The organism is Pseudocnuella soli, assembly GCF_004347775.1.
In the GTDB taxonomy this organism is placed as follows: domain Bacteria; phylum Bacteroidota; class Bacteroidia; order Chitinophagales; family Chitinophagaceae; genus Flavisolibacter; species Flavisolibacter aquaticus.
Genome location: NZ_CP037755.1, coordinates 1,524,063 through 1,540,178, shown reverse-complemented (window position 1 = coordinate 1,540,178; position 16,116 = coordinate 1,524,063). Strand labels below are relative to the sequence as shown.

Annotated in this window: 14 protein-coding genes; all 14 read right to left on the bottom strand. The window is 51.7% G+C overall.

What is annotated here, in order from left to right; translation table 11 throughout:
- Positions 1 to 13: 13 nt before the first annotated feature.
- Entirely contained in the window at positions 14 to 982 is a 969-nt protein-coding gene (locus EPD17_RS06555; RefSeq protein WP_240040761.1) for a nucleoside hydrolase, read from the bottom strand.
- Between the two features lie 282 nt (positions 983 to 1,264).
- Complete coding sequence (locus EPD17_RS06550) at positions 1,265 to 2,104, bottom strand: SMP-30/gluconolactonase/LRE family protein (protein WP_132052790.1); 840 nt, start codon at positions 2,102 to 2,104, stop codon at positions 1,265 to 1,267.
- Positions 2,105 to 2,588: 484 nt separating this feature from the next.
- Positions 2,589 to 3,281: a hypothetical protein gene (locus tag EPD17_RS06545; RefSeq protein ID WP_132052788.1), complete on the bottom strand. Its 693-nt coding sequence runs from the start codon at positions 3,279 to 3,281 to the stop codon at positions 2,589 to 2,591.
- A 143-nt stretch (positions 3,282 to 3,424) separates the two neighbouring features.
- Positions 3,425 to 3,913 carry a hypothetical protein gene (locus tag EPD17_RS06540; RefSeq protein WP_132052786.1) on the bottom strand — a complete coding sequence of 163 codons (489 nt, stop codon included), beginning with the start codon at positions 3,911 to 3,913 and terminating at the stop codon, positions 3,425 to 3,427.
- Between the two features lie 64 nt (positions 3,914 to 3,977).
- The gene (locus EPD17_RS06535; RefSeq protein ID WP_132052784.1) at positions 3,978 to 5,093 is read right to left on the bottom strand and encodes a lipase family protein; all 1,116 of its coding nucleotides are present in this window, start codon (positions 5,091 to 5,093) and stop codon (positions 3,978 to 3,980) included.
- Between the two features lie 518 nt (positions 5,094 to 5,611).
- Positions 5,612 to 8,038, bottom strand: a complete 2,427-nt coding sequence (locus EPD17_RS06530) for a glycoside hydrolase family 95 protein (RefSeq protein ID WP_132052782.1) — start codon at positions 8,036 to 8,038, stop codon at positions 5,612 to 5,614.
- 128 nt (positions 8,039 to 8,166) lie between these two features.
- Positions 8,167 to 8,739: a YdeI/OmpD-associated family protein gene (locus EPD17_RS06525; protein ID WP_132052780.1), complete on the bottom strand. Its 573-nt coding sequence runs from the start codon at positions 8,737 to 8,739 to the stop codon at positions 8,167 to 8,169.
- Between the two features lie 52 nt (positions 8,740 to 8,791).
- A complete protein-coding gene (locus EPD17_RS06520; protein ID WP_317126721.1) occupies positions 8,792 to 9,901 on the bottom strand; it encodes a DUF6688 domain-containing protein in 1,110 nt (369 codons plus the stop codon).
- A 178-nt stretch (positions 9,902 to 10,079) separates the two neighbouring features.
- Positions 10,080 to 10,409: an L-rhamnose mutarotase gene (locus tag EPD17_RS06515; RefSeq protein WP_132052776.1), complete on the bottom strand. Its 330-nt coding sequence runs from the start codon at positions 10,407 to 10,409 to the stop codon at positions 10,080 to 10,082.
- Positions 10,410 to 10,443: 34 nt separating this feature from the next.
- Positions 10,444 to 11,211, bottom strand: a complete 768-nt coding sequence (locus EPD17_RS06510; RefSeq protein ID WP_132052774.1) for an SGNH/GDSL hydrolase family protein — start codon at positions 11,209 to 11,211, stop codon at positions 10,444 to 10,446.
- A gap of 79 nt (positions 11,212 to 11,290) precedes the next feature.
- Positions 11,291 to 12,778 carry an MFS transporter gene (locus EPD17_RS06505; RefSeq protein WP_132052772.1) on the bottom strand — a complete coding sequence of 496 codons (1,488 nt, stop codon included), beginning with the start codon at positions 12,776 to 12,778 and terminating at the stop codon, positions 11,291 to 11,293.
- Between the two features lie 80 nt (positions 12,779 to 12,858).
- Positions 12,859 to 13,542 carry a beta/alpha barrel domain-containing protein gene (locus tag EPD17_RS06500; RefSeq protein ID WP_132052770.1) on the bottom strand — a complete coding sequence of 228 codons (684 nt, stop codon included), beginning with the start codon at positions 13,540 to 13,542 and terminating at the stop codon, positions 12,859 to 12,861.
- On the bottom strand, positions 13,529 to 14,545 hold the full coding sequence (locus EPD17_RS06495) for a sugar kinase (RefSeq protein ID WP_132052768.1): 1,017 nt from the start codon (positions 14,543 to 14,545) through the stop codon (positions 13,529 to 13,531). The genes EPD17_RS06500 and EPD17_RS06495 overlap by 14 nt, the downstream gene beginning before the upstream one ends.
- A gap of 84 nt (positions 14,546 to 14,629) precedes the next feature.
- A complete protein-coding gene (gene uxaC, locus EPD17_RS06490; RefSeq protein ID WP_132052766.1) occupies positions 14,630 to 16,069 on the bottom strand; it encodes a glucuronate isomerase in 1,440 nt (479 codons plus the stop codon).
- Positions 16,070 to 16,116 lie beyond the last annotated feature (47 nt).

The window sequence follows — 16,116 nt, the reverse complement described above, 5'->3', positions numbered from 1 at the left end:
ATTCCAGCCCCGTCTATTTCTTCACCGGCTGATGCGCCATTACTCGTTCAATCAAGGCTTGCACTTGTGCAGGCGGCGCCAGGGCTACCAGGTAAAAATGGCGGCCGTTGCCGTTGCGCCAGGTGTTGCTGCCATCGGCGGCTACCTGCATGGTACCCTTTTGCAGGCGGTACCAGGGCGCCACGCCTTTTGCAGCCACCAGCACCGCGGTTTGGTCCCAACTCATGCGCCCATCCCTATCTTCGGCGGCCTTGGGTATGGCAATTCGAAACACATCTTTCACCGGGCTGTTTGTTATCGCTTCGTTGCCCATCAGCGGCACGCCTGTTTTTATCTCAGCGCCTATTTCATAGCCACCCAGCCAAATTTCGGTGGGCCAGTTCTGGAACACCCGTTGCGAGGCCGCGGCGTCTTTTTCCACATTAAATTCTTTTCCATCCGGAAACCTCCCGGCCATGCTGACGAGCCGTTTTACTTTTTTGTGCACCAACTCCGCACCGCTAAGCGCTGAATATTGGTCGGGGCCGGACTGAAGCAGGTTGGCCAGGTTGGTAAAAAAGCCCACGGTAATGATGGTTACGCTGCTATCGGGCTGGGCGGCAAGCACCTGGCGGTATACTTCGGTGGCCTCGGGCACGGCGCCGTTGGCCTTGATCCGGTGCGGGTACCGAGCCAGCAGGCTGTCGGACCAATGCTGCCAGTCGCGCATATCCAGCCCAGCCTTATGCGGCACGCCAATGGGCAGGCTGGGCCGGCCAAAATAAGTGTTGAGCACGCTGAACACCGGTGCCACACCGGCATAACGGGTGCTGGCCACGGTCGCGAGGATTTTAAAATAGCCACTGTCGGCATAGGCATGCAGCATGGCCATAGCGCCCACATCATCATAATCGGGGCCCATGTCCGAATCGAAGATCACCGAGGCGGGTTTGGGTTTTTGCTGTGCAAATGAAGGAGCAGCCGCCAGAAGCAGGCACAGCAACAGGCTGATTTTTATTGATATGCGCAGAAAACATAGCACGCGCTTAAGGTACAAAGCAGGGTTTGAAAAATGTGCTGCGCCCCGCAATGAATTAAGCAAACCAGTTGGGGCAACAAAAAGGCCCGCCGTATAAACGGCAGGCCGAACTAAAAAATGGTTATCTGCTATTGAGAACCTCCTTAAAGGTCGGAAAGCAAACGAGTAATTACAAATGTTTCGCATGTTTTTTTTCAGGCATACGTATTTCCTTTAGCAAAGCCTATTTTAATCCCCACCAAAAAGCTACCAGGCGCCTTGCACAGCCATCTGCACGGTGTACACCGCTTCCGACGCAGTGATGAACAGCAGGTCGCGGTTGGCGCCGCCAAAACACACATTGGCCGTCCAGTTTTCCGAAATGGGTATATGCCCAATTTGCTTGCCTTCGCTGTTGAAAATAAAAACGCCCTTACCGGTGAGGTACACATTTCCCTGCCGGTCCAGTGTCATGCCATCGGAGCCTTTTTCGGTAAATAATGTTCGGTTGGACAGCTGGCCGGCGCCGGTTATTTCGTAGCGGTAGGTTTTGTCCGCCCTGATGTCGGCCACGTACAGGTACTTACCATCCGGCGTGCCCACAATGCCGTTGGGCTTTACCAGGTTGCTGTCCACAATGGTTGGTTGCGCGGCACCTTTAGGCAGGTAGTACAGGTGCTCGCCTTTTATTTCCGGTGCTTTTCGCTGCCAGTAGTCGCGCTGGTAATAAGGATCGGTAAAATAAATGCCGCCTTGTGCATCTTCCCACAGGTCGTTGGGACCGTTCAGTTTTTTACCATCCACATCGGCCAGCAACACGGTTACTCCCTTATCCGGTGTAATTGACCAAACCTGGTTTTGTTCATCGGCGCAGGAAAGCAGGTAGCCATTGCGGCCAAAAAACATCCCGTTGGAGCGGCCGGCCGGCTCCAGGAAAATGGACAGTTTGCCAGATGGCTCCCATTTCCAGATGCGGTTATTGGGCTGATCGGTGAAAAACACATTGCCTTCCTTATCGGCTGCGGGCCCTTCGGTAAATGAAAACTGCCGCGAAACCAAAACCGGTTCGGCTCCGGGTTTTACCGGCGATTGTTGTGCTACTTCCATAGTGCTGGTTTTTTGGGCGGGTGAATTTTTTGCCTGCCGTGCGGGGCTGCAAAAGGCAAGCCCAAGGCAAAGCAATAAAGGAGCAAAAGCGGTTACAGGGTTTTGAAACAACACTCAGTTTTTTGATGACCTTAAAAATAAGGATTAATGCCAGTACGGTTTGGAAGCCTACCTTTTACCACAACCTATATTGCATTAGTATTGAATCGGCAGCGATTGAAAGCGATATTGCCTTTTTTGTAAACTGCGCAATCCCAAGCAAAACAGCACCGCCGCAGCAACTCATATTACTATTTTTTCGCTGGCATCATCCTTTTTGCCATTCATAACTTATGGCCTAAACAACAGGAACTTCTATGTTTTCTTTGAAGCCACAACCACCAAGTGGTTGACTCTCTGCAACGTAATCATATGGCAAGCAATCGTTAGTCGCCCGCTGTTTCAACAGTGGGCTTTTTGCTGCACTGCAGTGCAAAAACAAATGTTACTGGCGCAAACCCAGCACCACACCGGCATAAAGCCCGCCCGAGTTTACCTCGGGGCCGCCGCTCAGGTCGGCATGGTTGGCTTTCCATTTGCCGTGGCTCAGCGGAATGTAATAACCTGCCCGCACCGCCAGATCCAGTTTTTGCCCAAACCCGCTTTTGCCCACCGGCGAAGCACCCAAGTGTATGCCTACATTGCCCAGCCACTGGTTTTGCGACACGTAAAACTGGTTGCCACTGCCCGCTAAATAAGACGTGAAACCGGAACTGGCGTCGGCATTGGTGAAGCGTAGTCCCAGCATGGAATACGCCACACCGGCATACGGAATGGCCTGCAGGCGGGTACGGCGCCGCAGGTCGATGCCCCACGACGTACCGATTTGTGTGCCCCGGGCCCAGGAGCGTTTAATGCCCGACTCCTTGCTGCCCGAATAAGTGGCAAACTGGAAAAACTGCACCACGCGGCTATTGTTGTAAAACAGGTAAACCCCCCCGCCCCGCGAAAAAAATACCTCGGGCAGTTCCACCTGATTAGTACTGTTCAGGGTGGCGTTGAGGTCATCAAAGCCGGGACTGGCCACGCCCAGCCACGAGTGGATGTAAAAAGCTTTTTTCTGCGAAATCACCTCCTGTGCATGTAATGCCGACAGGGTTCCAAAAATCAAGGCCAGACAAATAGTAAATCTGCGCATATATCTCGTTTGGCTTTTTTACTAAAAAAAAGGGGCCACCGTTTGGCAGCCCATTTTTCGGGAAATGAATCGTTTGTATTTGACTGAATGTTTTTTTGTAAAAAACAACCTCACTACAGGCATGTTCACTTGACCAGCAGCTGCTACAAACAGGAAGCTTTTTGAAAAGCATTGCCGTCGAAAGTTAGCGCACCGCGGTCCGAAAAACTGCGGATGCCGTTGCGTTCCACTGCGGGCCCTTTGCCTTCAATCCAGCCGTCGCCGCGGCGCAAAAAAGCCACCTGCCGCACTTTGCGTTTTCCTTTTTGCATATAGCTGTGGTTGGCAATCAGCGTATCGCCTTCCATCTGGCCAAAAAAAGATCCGCTGAAATTTTCCTTCACGCCGGCCCGGTCCATTATATCGCCGTTGATCTCGCCATCTTCGCCTTTGCTGCGCAGCCGTAAAAAAAGCGTGTCGCCGGCGGCCACGTAAAGGTAACAGGCGGGCAGCGCCGGCAGTGGCGCAGCTGCGGCATAGTTGCCGGTTGAAACCATTGCTGTATCGGTATGATTGGCGGTGGCGGTTGTGTCGGTGCTGCTGCAGGCCCATGCCAGCAGGGGCAGTAACAGGAGGTAAAAATAGGGCTTCATGGTGGTTAGCTTTACCCGGTAGTTAAAGAAAAAAACGTACCGGGTTTTCACCAACCTGCTGCCGTTATTTTTTTATACTCACCGGCTCACCTGTCCCGGCGGGCAAGGCTTGCGCCAACTGCAAGTAAGGGCCATGAAAGTGGTGCTCAAATGCATTTTTCGACGTGTTGGGGTGCACCTTCAGGTAAGCACTATCGGCCAGCAACACTACATACTGCCCGGTGCGTACATAATGGCTGGAATTGAAGCGGGGCGGAAGTTCCAGCCCTTCCAACACTTTTTCCACCCGGCCGCCCGCCACTTCGCCCAAAAATTTTACATAGGTCCTACGTGCTTTGCGGGTGCTGTTGTTGAGGCGGTTGTACACATGTTTCATCACCAGCCGCATCGGGAACTTTTGTTTGCCCAACGATGCTTTGGCGCCGGTGAACGGGTTGACCACGTTGAAATCTTCCAGGGTTTGAATCGACACCGGTGTTTCGGGCACCCAATCCACGCTGTTCACCACGTTGTACGCCCAGCCGGCCGCAGTTGCCGCTTCATAGGCGTATGCAAAATGCAGGTTGCCGGGTTTGGGTGCGGCGCTGCAGTAAGTTTTGATGCGCCACTCAGGGGCAAATAGGCCGTCGGACTGGCGCTGGCGCAGCAGGGCGGTGAGCAGGTAGGCAATGGCGCCACCCTGGCTGTGGCCCATGATGAGTAGGTTGCGCGAACCGGCAGCATAGGCCGAATCGAGACGGGGCAGCATATCGCGGCCCATGAATGCCATTCCCAGCAGCCAGCCGGCATGCACGGCGGCGTTGGGGTAATTGGTAAGGTTATAGGTAAATTTTTGTCCGTCCGGAAACTGTAGCTCACCGCGAGCCGGCGTCATGGCGGCATAAAAGTTTTCGAGCCAGCTCACCTGGTTGCGGGTAGTACCGCGTATGGAAACAACAGTGGTGCCCTTTCCGTCGGTCCACAGGTCGTAGCGGTTATCGAGGCCCAGCACCGGTGAGCGGTAGTGCAGTTTGAACCGCTCGGGTGGCGGGTTGCGGCGCGAATAGCTGGTATCGGAAGTGGCCTGCGCCGACACTTTTAGCAGCTCAATGTATTCGGCTTTGCTGAAGCCCGGCTGGAGTGGCTGGGCGCCGGCTTGTATGGAACATGCGAAGATTAAAATTGCGAGTGTAAAGCGCATGGTTGATGCTTTGTGGTGATATAGGTTAATGGGTGCCTGGCTCAATAGAGCTGGGTTCTTGGGTGCAACAAATTATAGCATTTTAAGTTGTGGCAAACTGGGGCGTTAACAAGGTTATGGTTTTATTAAGCCGGGCACTCTGTTTATAAAAAACGTATTAAGCTTAATTGAAAACCCTTGGCGTTCATTCAGTGTGTTGTGCAAAAAATTTTGCAAAATGCGCTATTCTGGCCTAGTGCGTTCTGTTGCTTTTACTTTTTTGTTTGCCCAAAAAAGTAACAAAAAAAGGCCCCCGCAACCAATGACAGCCTGGTTGCGGGCCCGTTCCCTGATGTGGCTTTAGTGGTACTGTAGTGAAGTGCTGCAGATCGCTGTTCGGCAGGAAACAGCCGTTCATTGCATCTTCACCCTTATTTTTTAAATGAACATTTTGGGAATTGCCCATTAGCACCCCGAACGCTGAAGTGAGTGACACAACAGGCGCCGAGGAGTGCAGTGCTGCTGGCTAAAAAATGCAGTTACAACACCTGGTAAAAACGCCCTTTTTCGGTTGGGAACTGCACCAGCTTGCTTTCGGCTGAAGCCGGCACCAGCACCGAGCCAGTGGCTGATAAAACCCGCTTGCCGGCGGGCAACAGCAGCTTGCAGGTGCCGCCCCGCTCCGAAAAAATGGCGGCGGTTTGCACCGCTCCATTACGCCACGAAATATCCACCGCAAAAGCACCACGTGCCCGCAGTCCTTTTACCGAACCCTGCGCCCAATCGGCCCCGGTGGGCAGCGCGGGCAACAGGCGGATGGCTTCGTCGGCACCATGGCTTTCCAGCAACATTTCGGCAATGCCGGCGGTGCCGCCAAAATTCCCATCGATCTGAAAAGGCGGGTGCGATGAAAACAGGTTGGGGTAAGAGCCGCCTTTGCGTTGCGCGGCCGGCGAGCCAAAGCCGGGCTGCAACAGGCGCCGCAGCAAGGTGGCCGCATGGTCGCCATCGCCGAGGCGTGCCCAGAAGTTGATCTTCCAGCCCATGCTCCAGCCGGTGCTTTCATCGCCACGGGTTTCCAATGTTTTGCGGGCAGCGGCAGCCAGCTCGGGCGTAGCCCATGGCGTTATTTCATCAAACGGGTGCAGGCCATACAGGTGCGACACATGGCGGTGGCGCGGTTCGGCATCTTCCCAATCATGCAGCCACTCGTTGAGGTCGCCGGCCTGGCCCACCCGGTTGGGTGCCAGCCGCGGCACCAAGGATTGGAGTTCGCTTCGCCAGGCTTCATCCACACCCAAAATGCGAGACGCTTCAATGCTGGCGCCCATCAGCTCGCGGCAAATCTGCATGTCCATAGCGGGGCCCATGGCAATCTGGCCCCTGTAGCCGTTGGGCATGATGTAGGTATTTTCCGGCGAGTTGGACGGCGCCGTTACCAGCCAGCCGTTGCTGGTTTCCTGTATTAAAATGGATTGCAGGAATTGGGCGGCGCCTTTCATTACCGGATAGTAGCGCCGCAAAAAAGCGGTATCGCGGGTAAAGCGGTAGTGCTCCCAAATATGTTCGCACAGCCAGGCGCCACCGGTAAGCGTGGAGCCCCATTCGGCGCCTTCGCCCGGCGATGTGTAGCGCCACGGGTTGGACACCACATGGGCCACCCAGCCCGGTGCGTTGTAATAGGCTTTGGCGGTTTTTTGCCCATTGGTAACCAGGCCCGCAGTAAAGCGGTGCAGCGGCTCGGCCAGGTGGCCCAGCCCCGTCAATTCAGAGGGCCAGTAGTTCATTTGCAGGTTGATGTTGATGTGGTAATCGCCGTTCCAAGGCGTTTGGTACTCCACAGCCCACAGCCCCTGCAGGTTGGCGGGCAGCAGCCCCGGCCGCGAAGAAGAAATAAGCAGGTAGCGGCCAAAATTGAAATACAGCGCCGGCAGTTGCGCATCGGCGGCACCGGTGGCATAGCGCACCAGCCGCTGCGGTGTGGTTAGGTTGGCCACTTCGGCATTGGGGGGCAACTGCAGGCGGCATTTATTAAAGTCTTTTTGAAAAGCTGCTGTGCTGCCTTTTTGTGCCGCATCAAACGAAAGTGCGGCGGTTTTAGCAATGTCGGCACGTAAAGCGGCTGTTGCATCTGCTTCAGGCAGCAAGCCGCCTGATTGGAAACCATAGTTGGTGCGGGCTGCAATGCGGATCCAGCATTCGGTAGCGCCGGATATTTGCACGGCGTTGCCGGTGGTGGTAATGCGACCATCTTTAACTGTTGGTACGGCAGTGGCGGTAAAGAACATGCCCTTGTCGCTACCCGATGGCAGGTTGCCTCGCATCATCAGCGCATTACCTGCAGCCGCGATGGTAGCATTTTCGGCACGGTACAGCGAAAGCGCCGCATTGATGCCGCCCTTTTGGGCACTGTGCAGGCGCACCCAAATAACATCGTTTACAAAATCAGTAAAAAAAGTTTCGGTAAAAGTATTTCCGCCACGGGTATAACGGGTAGTAGCAACCGCTTTTTCAACATCCAGCGTACGGCTATAGTTGGTAACAGCCGCGTTGCTGTCGGCCCAGGCAATATAAAGATCGCCAAGGGTTTGATAAGCGCCGTATTTTTCTTTAGCGCCGCTGCCGTAGCCTGTGCCCACGCCTTTAGATACAAACTGTTGTTGCAGCAGTTTTTGCGCAGCCTCGTTGTTGCCGGCCAACAGGTACTCCTGAATGGGTTTGAGGTATTTCCAGGCACTGTCGCGGTCGGCAGCCTGCGGCCCACCCGACCAAAGTGAAAGCTCGTTGAGAGCAATGCGGCTCCTACCGGTGCCGCCAAACATCATGGCCCCGAGGCGGCCATTGCCTACCGGCAGGCTCTCGGTAAAATGCTTTGCTGCAGTATCGAAGGTAATGGTGACGTCGGCCTGTGCATGTAGCCATACAGGGCACAGGAATGCAAGCAGGAAAAATAGGTTCAAACGCATGGTATAAAGGTAACGGAGTGAAGTGTTGCAGTTGCGGAGGTTGGAGTGGAATATTTACTTTGCAATAAGGTGCCCTTTGCTTGTAAAAGCAACAGGTATTGTTAGCTTATACTTTTACTTTTTTGTAGTTAAAACTGCTTCGGCTTCTTTCCTTGTGCCGCTTGTTCGGCAATTTCAATGATGCGCTTTTGCCTCGTTTCGGGTCGTTTGGCAAGCACCAGCCATTGCAGCATCATTTTTTGAATGCTCTTGCTTAAGTTTAAATAATAATCTTGTGCACCTGGATGCATGTCAAATGCCGTTTCCAAATCTGCAGGAATAGTCAATGCTTCCACTTCATCCAAAACGGTCCACGATCCGTTTTGCTGGGCGATGGCAATGCTTTCAAAACCAGCAGGCGCCATCATCCCACGGTCAATGAGTTGCACTACTTTATCCTTATTGATTTTCGACCAGGTGCTGTGCTGCTTTCGCTTGCTGAAAAACTGGTGAGAAGTTTCGTTATCGATCTTTATTTTCTTGCTATCGATCCAGCCAAAGCAAAGTGCTACATCCACCGCTTCGCTCCAGGTAATAGTGGGCCTGCCCGATGCTTTGGCATAAAAGGCAACCCAAACCGATTTTTTAGTAAGATGATTGGCTTCCAGCCATTCCCGCCACGCTGCCACATTCGGGGGATAAAAGATCTCAGTTTCGTTCATGGTTAGGTGTCAACTACTGTTTGAAGTTGCAAATTAGTGCAGTGACCTTTGCTCATACTTTGTTTTGCTGCAGTTCCTGAATTTTCATTCTATCCTTCCTGCTCAAATATTGCTGTGCAATCCTATTCTCTGGCTTAGAGTCGAAAGTATAAAGCACCAGCAAAAAGAACCACTCGAAGGGTTTCATCACCACATAAACAACATCTGCCACAAGCTTGTTGTTGAACACACCATAATAGCGGTGTATCAGCGATCCTACTTTGTTGTATTCTCTCCTGATGCATTGGTGCACACGTGGCGTGTGTTGTTGCAGCAGGTCTTCAAACGCATTGGCTATAAGCAACTGCCTGTTGCAAATAATTTTGTGCCCGTTTCTTTCGCCATACCGCTCCGGCTGCACAATTGCCTTATGCCCATTAGCCGCCACCGAACATAAAAAATGCCCGCCGCACTGCACATTTTCGCACATGTAATCAAGCTGCGAAAAACCATGTTTGTAGGTTTCGGTAAATGCGCGGATCAACGTATCGGGTTTTTGCCCAAATAAAAAAAGAACCAGCGATAAAAGGAGTAATAACGGCAATGCAAGCAGTGCCAAAACCGGGAACCTTATCCATGCATTCGACCGCAATATTTTCAGGCTTATTGCAGACACCGCATTATGGGCCGCTACCCTACCTTGCTCCATCTCGTTTTGCAGCAATTGCTTGTTCTTTTGCATTACCATGATGAACAGCATGATGATGGGCACGTTTCCAAGCGACCAAAAAAATCCGCCAAACTCCTGTGGGTGTATGTGCATAACAAGCAACACATTTAAACACAAGCCGGTAATAAGTAACGCATTCAGCAACAACTCTACGAGAGGTGTAGAGAGCCGTTCACGAAGGGATGCATAAAAATAAGCAGCGGTACACAGCACAATAATTACGTAAATGCCGGCACTGTTGCCGGGAGCAAATAATGCGCTATCGGAACAGCAATCATTCTTTTGCCCAATATCATACCTGTCCAGGAAAAGTGCTGGTGCAATCAATACCGTCCAAACTTCGGCAGCAATGAACACATCGCGGCGACTATAAATGTGGTTGTTGCTTAAATAACTGAAAAAATTAATCCCGACAATTACAGCAAAAATTATAAGGGGAACAATTAAAAACATCATAAAGCAGAGCAGTTAGTAATATGGCTGACAACATCTTTACACTACGGTATCGTGAAGCAAAAAATACTGATACCTGCTTAGATTAAAATGCCCATCTAGTTTGGGATGGAGATAGCCCTATTTTGTTTTGGTTGCAAAAAAAAATTGTTTCGACAAGGTGCTTTGTCAGCAAATTTTACAAAGCAAAGATCCGATCCATCAACACCCATTTTTCACCGGGTGCAGCGCCGGGTATTGCTTGTTGATATTGCCACATTAAAGCCTCCCACTCCTGCACTTTGGGGTTGGCGGCATCGGCTGCAGCCTTTGCCTCAAAGCTAAATTCTTCGGAAACTTCCATGATCATGAACAAGCGGTTGCCGGCCCGGTAAATTTCCATATGTACAATGCCTGCATCCTTAATGCTTTGCAGTATTTCGGGCCACACCTGTTGGTGGTGCTGTTCGTAAGCCGCAATCAGATCGGGATCGGCCACCAAATCAAGGGCCAGGCAGTAACGCTTCATGCAAGTTGTGTTGGTGTTGGTTCAAGGAGAACAATTATTTTACTGCGTCCAGCCATGCGTCGGCCATCAGCCTGGCACCGGCAATGGTTGGATGCACACCATCATAGGTCCAGTACATGCCGGGTGCTGTTTTTTGCGCATCATCAAACACTTTTTGATAAGGCACAAACACCGCATCAAACTCCTGCGCCATGCTGCGGGCACCTGCACGAAATGCATCAAACTCGGGGTACCATTTATCGTCCACCGCTTTAATACCTTTCACGCCAAACGGCTCGCCAATGATCAGTTGTACATTGGGTAAAGCCTGTCGCGTGTCCTGCAATAGTTTGCGGTAATCGTTGATGTATGTTTCAATGGTGCCGTTATAAGCCCCATTGAGTTTGTGCCAATGATCATTCACGCCAATCATGATGCTGAGTACATCGGGTTTCAGCGCAATACAGTCGTCCTGCCAGCGTGCAGCCAGCTGGTGCACTTTGTTGCCGCTGATGCCGCGGTTGTAAAACGTAAGCGATTTGTCTGCAGCTTTTGCCAGCAAATCAGACGCAGCCATAAACGCATAACCCGAGCCCAATGCACCGGTGTTGTTGGCGTCTTTGCTGTTGCGGTTGCGGCCGGCATCAGTGATCGAGTCGCCCTGGAACAGCACCACCGAACCCTTCTTCAATTGGATGCGCTTTTTAGGGACAGCCGCCGCTGCATGCAACAGCTGCGCTGGTGCCGCTACCGAAACTGCTGCACCCAGTATCGAAGTTTTTAAAAACGACCGCCGGTTGTTGTGGCTGTTATTTTGCTGCATGATTGATTTTTTTACAAATTAAATTCGGGTAACAGTAAGGTATAAACGCTATTTAGTTTAAACACCAGCTCTGTCTTTTCTACTGATCCGCAATGGGGCTGTATTTTGGCACCAGCCATTTCATGATGCGCCAGCCAATAAGGTAAGCTACGGCACAAATGGAAAAGATGATGAAATAACCCGCTTCTTTTCCTTCGAAACCGGCAAACTGCATATTGGTGCGGCCCGCATGCTCAAACAACACACCCGATCCTTTGTTGATGAGGAACGAACCAACACCACCGGCCATGCCGCCAATACCGGTAATGGTGGCGATGGCTCTTTTGGGAAACATATCGCCGATGGTAGAAAATATATTGGCCGACCATGCCTGGTGTGCTGCACCGGCAATGCCAATGATAATAACTGGCAGCCAATAAGTGATGGTGCCCAAGGGTTGCGCCAATAGGGCCAGCAGCGGGAAGAATGCAAAAATGAGCATGGCCCGCATGCGGCCTTCGTAGGGGTTCATACCTTTTTTTTCTACAAAAAAAGTGGGCAGCCAGCCGCCGATGATGGACAGCAGCGTAATGACATACAACACAAACAGCGGCAACGCACTTTGCGTGGAGTCCATCCCATAAATGTCTTTAAGGTAAGCAGGCGTCCAAAAAAGATAGAACCACCACACGCCATCGGTCATGAATTTGCCGAGGGCAAAAGCCCAGGTTTGGCGGTATTTAAAACAACTGGCAAATGATATTTTTTTAGGTGCGGCAATGGTGGGCTCGGTTACCGGGTCGTGCTGCACCAGGTCCTGCTGAATGTACTCCAGTTCGCCCCTGGTTACCCGCGGGTGCACCTCCGGTTTTTTGTACATATAAATCCAAAAACCCATCCACACAAAACCCAACAAACCAATTACGATAAACGCCATTTCCCAGCCCCATGCATGCGCAATAAACGGGATGGTAAGCGGCGCCAGCAATGCACCCACCGTAGCGCCGGAGTTGAAAATACTGGTGGATAATGCACGGTCTTTTTTAGGAAAATATTCCGCGGTGGCTTTGATGGCTGCCGGGAAATTGCCGGCTTCTCCCAAGGCTAATACAAAGCGGGCAAAAATAAACAGCGTAACAGAGGTAGAAGTAACCAGCGCTACATTGCTCACGGTTTCCAGCGATTCTTTTGCACCTTCAAAACCAACAAACCAATCGCCGTTGATGATGCCTGCCGTGGCAATACCGCACCAGGCGTGCAACACAGCCCCCGCCGACCAGATCGCAATGGCCCAGAGAAAACCTTTTTTGGTATCCATCCAATCAACAAAGCGGCCGGCAAACAACATCGAGATGGCATAAAAAATTGAGAACAGCGCCGTGATGGTACCATAGTCGCTGTCGGTCCAGTGAAACTCGGGCACCAAAAAATCTTTCCACGTAAGGGACAGCACCTGCCTGTCGAGGTAATTGATGGTAGTGGCAAAAAACAGGAGGCTGCAAATGGTCCAGCGGTACTTGCTGATGTGCTGTTGGCCGCGGCTTTCGGTTCCCGAGCCCGCGGTATGTTTGGAAGGAGTTGCCAGCATGCAAATAGTTAAATGGTGAAGCAATCGCTTTTATCTCTTTCTGTCAGCCACGCATTTTACAATGCGTTGCTGCTCTTGCTTTATGACGCAGCGTTTGCGCTGCCCGATGCCTGCGCAATCAGTTGCAGCACGCTGCGGGCAGCAGTTTCAATGGCTGCATAATCGCGGTCGCGCAGCATGGCTGCAGTAATGAGTTTGCTGCCCATACCGACGGCCGCTACACCGCTGCCAAACCAGGCCTGCAGGTTGGTTGCCTCCGGCTCGGTACCGCCGGTGGGCATCAGGCGCAGATCGGGAAACAATTCTTTTACCGCACTGATATAACCGGGGCCTAAAATATTACCGGGAAAAACTTTCACCAGCGTGGCGCCGGCTTCTTCGGCTGCGGCAATTTCGGTTGGCGTCATACAACCGGGCACCCATAGCATGCCGTTGGCATGCACCACCTTTGCCACTTCGGCATTGATGGTGGGACACACAATAAAATCGGCACCTGCGTCCATAAACGCGTTTGCAGCAGCAACATTTTTAATGGTGCCAATGCCCAGCATCAGGTCGGGCATTTGTTGCGCCGCCTGCTCTTTCATCAACCGGAAGTTGGCGAGTGCATTGGCACCGCGATTGGTGAATTCAAATAACCGCACCCCGCCGTTGTATAGTGCCTGCATCACGTTGCAGCAAACGTCGGCATCATCGTGATAAAAAAGCGGCAGCAGTTTTTGCTGCAGCAACGCATCCAGTGCAGTGGCTTTATTTACGGGCATGTTGTGCTAATGTTTTTTGGATGTCGGCCACAGTAGCTGTGGTCGCATCGCCGGTAATGAACAATTTGCTAAATGCAGCAGCGGCTGCAAAATCGATGGTTTGCTGCGGCGCAGCCCCATTGTAATTTCCATAGATCAGGCCCGCCATAAAACAATCGCCGCTGCCTACTTTATCTACAACGCTATCGGCATTGAATTCTTCCGACACATGCAGTGCGCCACCGGTGTACAAGGTAGCATAATAGTTGATGGCGCCGTTGTGATCGAAGCGGAAGGTATTGGCCACCTGGCTGCACGCCGGGTAGCGTTGCATTATTTCTTTGGAAACAATTTCAGATTGTGCCAGCAGTGTTTCTTTTTCCTGCCCCAAATCTTTTGGCACAGCAATGCCCAACATACTTTCGGCCGCCCAGATATTGCCCATCACTACATTGCAATAGGGCAGCAACTGGGTCATGATCTCTACCGGCGTTTTTCCGTATTGCCACAGCCTTGCCCGGTAGTTCAGGTCAACAGAAACGGTGATGCCTTTTTGCGCAGCGGCAACTAATGCTTCTTTGCAAACAGCAGCAATGTTTTCATTTAATGCAGGTGCAATGGCACTGAAATGAAACCAGGATACGCCATCGAGCAGTGCATCCCAATCAAGCTCGCCGGGCTTTAATTGCCAGAACGATGAATGGGCACGGTCGTATACAACGCCTGCACCTTTAAGGTCGGTGCCTTGCGGCAAATAATAAGTACCGATTCGTTCGCCGCGTATCAGCATGCGGTCTGTAGCAATTCCTTTTGCATTCAGCGCTGTGCAAATTTCATGAGTCAGGTAATTGTCCGGTGCGGCACTGAGGTAGGCTACCGGCACGCCCCACAGGGCCAGCGCCGAAGCCATATTGAGTTCGGCGCCACCAATATATACCGGCATGGAAGCCTGGCGTATCCATTCGCCGCCTAGTTGCGGCGACATCCTTAGCAACAATTCTCCAAAAGATAAAACGGGCTTCAAATTCGCTTCTATTTTCAATGGTGTACAAATTGACGCGGCGACATTTGTTTACCTAAAATAAACTGCAGTTGCGCACAACTCTATTTAGGAAGCAGCGGCAGCCGGCACTGTTGTCCCTGCCTCCTGCCAGTTAAAATAGTTAGCTGCGTTGTTGTAACAAATATCCTGCACCATGCCGCCCACCAGTTCCAGGTCATTCGGCAGTTCGCCGCTTTCCATTTCGCTGCCTAAAATATTGCACAACACACGGCGGAAATATTCGTGGCGGGGGAACGAAAGAAAGCTTCTGCTGTCGGTAAGCATGCCTACAAAGCGGCTCAGCAAACCCATATTGGACAAGGCATTGATCTGTTTGGTCATGCCGTCTTTTTGATCGAGGAACCACCAGCCAGAGCCAAACTGCATTTTACCCGGAACTGAACCATCATTGAAATTACCAATCATGGCCGCAAACAATTCGTTATCGGCGGGGTTGAGGTTATACAAGATCGTTTTCGTCAGTTGGTCCTTATTATCCAATTTATCCAGGAAACGCGACAGCGCTTTGCCTTGAGGAAAATCGCCAATGGAATCAAGGCCGGTATCGGGGCCCAACTGGCGCAGCAGGCGGGTGTTGTTGTTGCGCAGCGCACCCAGGTGGTATTGCTGCACCCAGCCCCGCTCCCAATCCCACACAGCAAACTGGTGCAGCATGGCCGATTTGAACTGGCAGTTTTCAGCATGCGTCAACACCATGCCGCAACGGGCTTTGTTGAAAATGGTTTTGATCTCCGCTTCGGTATAATCATCTGCATACAATTGCTCCAGGCCATGGTCGGAAACAGAGCAGCCATTTGCGGCAAAATAATCGTGGCGCTGTTTCAATGCATACAGGTAATCATCAAACTTATGAATGGAAATATCGGTTACACTTTCCAGTTGGCCCAGGTATTGGTTAAACGCCGATACATCATCTACGTTCATGGCTTTATCCGGACGAAACGCAGGCAAAATTTTTACGTCGAAATCATCACCTGCCAGCTTTTTATGATGCTCCAATGAATCGATAGGATCGTCGGTGGTGCACACCACGCGAACATTCATTTTGCGCAGCAAACTACGCACTGAATATTGCGGTGTTTGCATTTGCGCCGAAGCAGCTTCATACACATCGGCGGCGGTGTTTTTATTGAGCAACTCGGTGATGCCGAAATATCGCTGCAACTCGAGGTGCGTCCAATGATAGAGCGGGTTGCGCAGCGTGTACGGCACTGTTTCCGCCCATTTTTCAAACTTTTCGCGGTCGGTGCGGTTGCCGGTAATGTAGCTTTCGTTCACGCCGTTGGTGCGCATGGCCCGCCACTTGTAGTGGTCGCCATACAGCCATGCCTGCGTTATGTTTTCGAACTGGTGATCATTGGCAATCTGGTCGGGCGGCAGGTGGCAATGATAGTCGATGATGGGCATGCCTTTGGCATACTCGTGGTACAGCCGCTGGGCGGTTTTGTTGTACAACAAAAAGTCCTCGTCTAAAAACTTGTTCATCACAATTATGGTTGTCCCGGTTTTACCCGGAAGGTTGCTGATTCTTT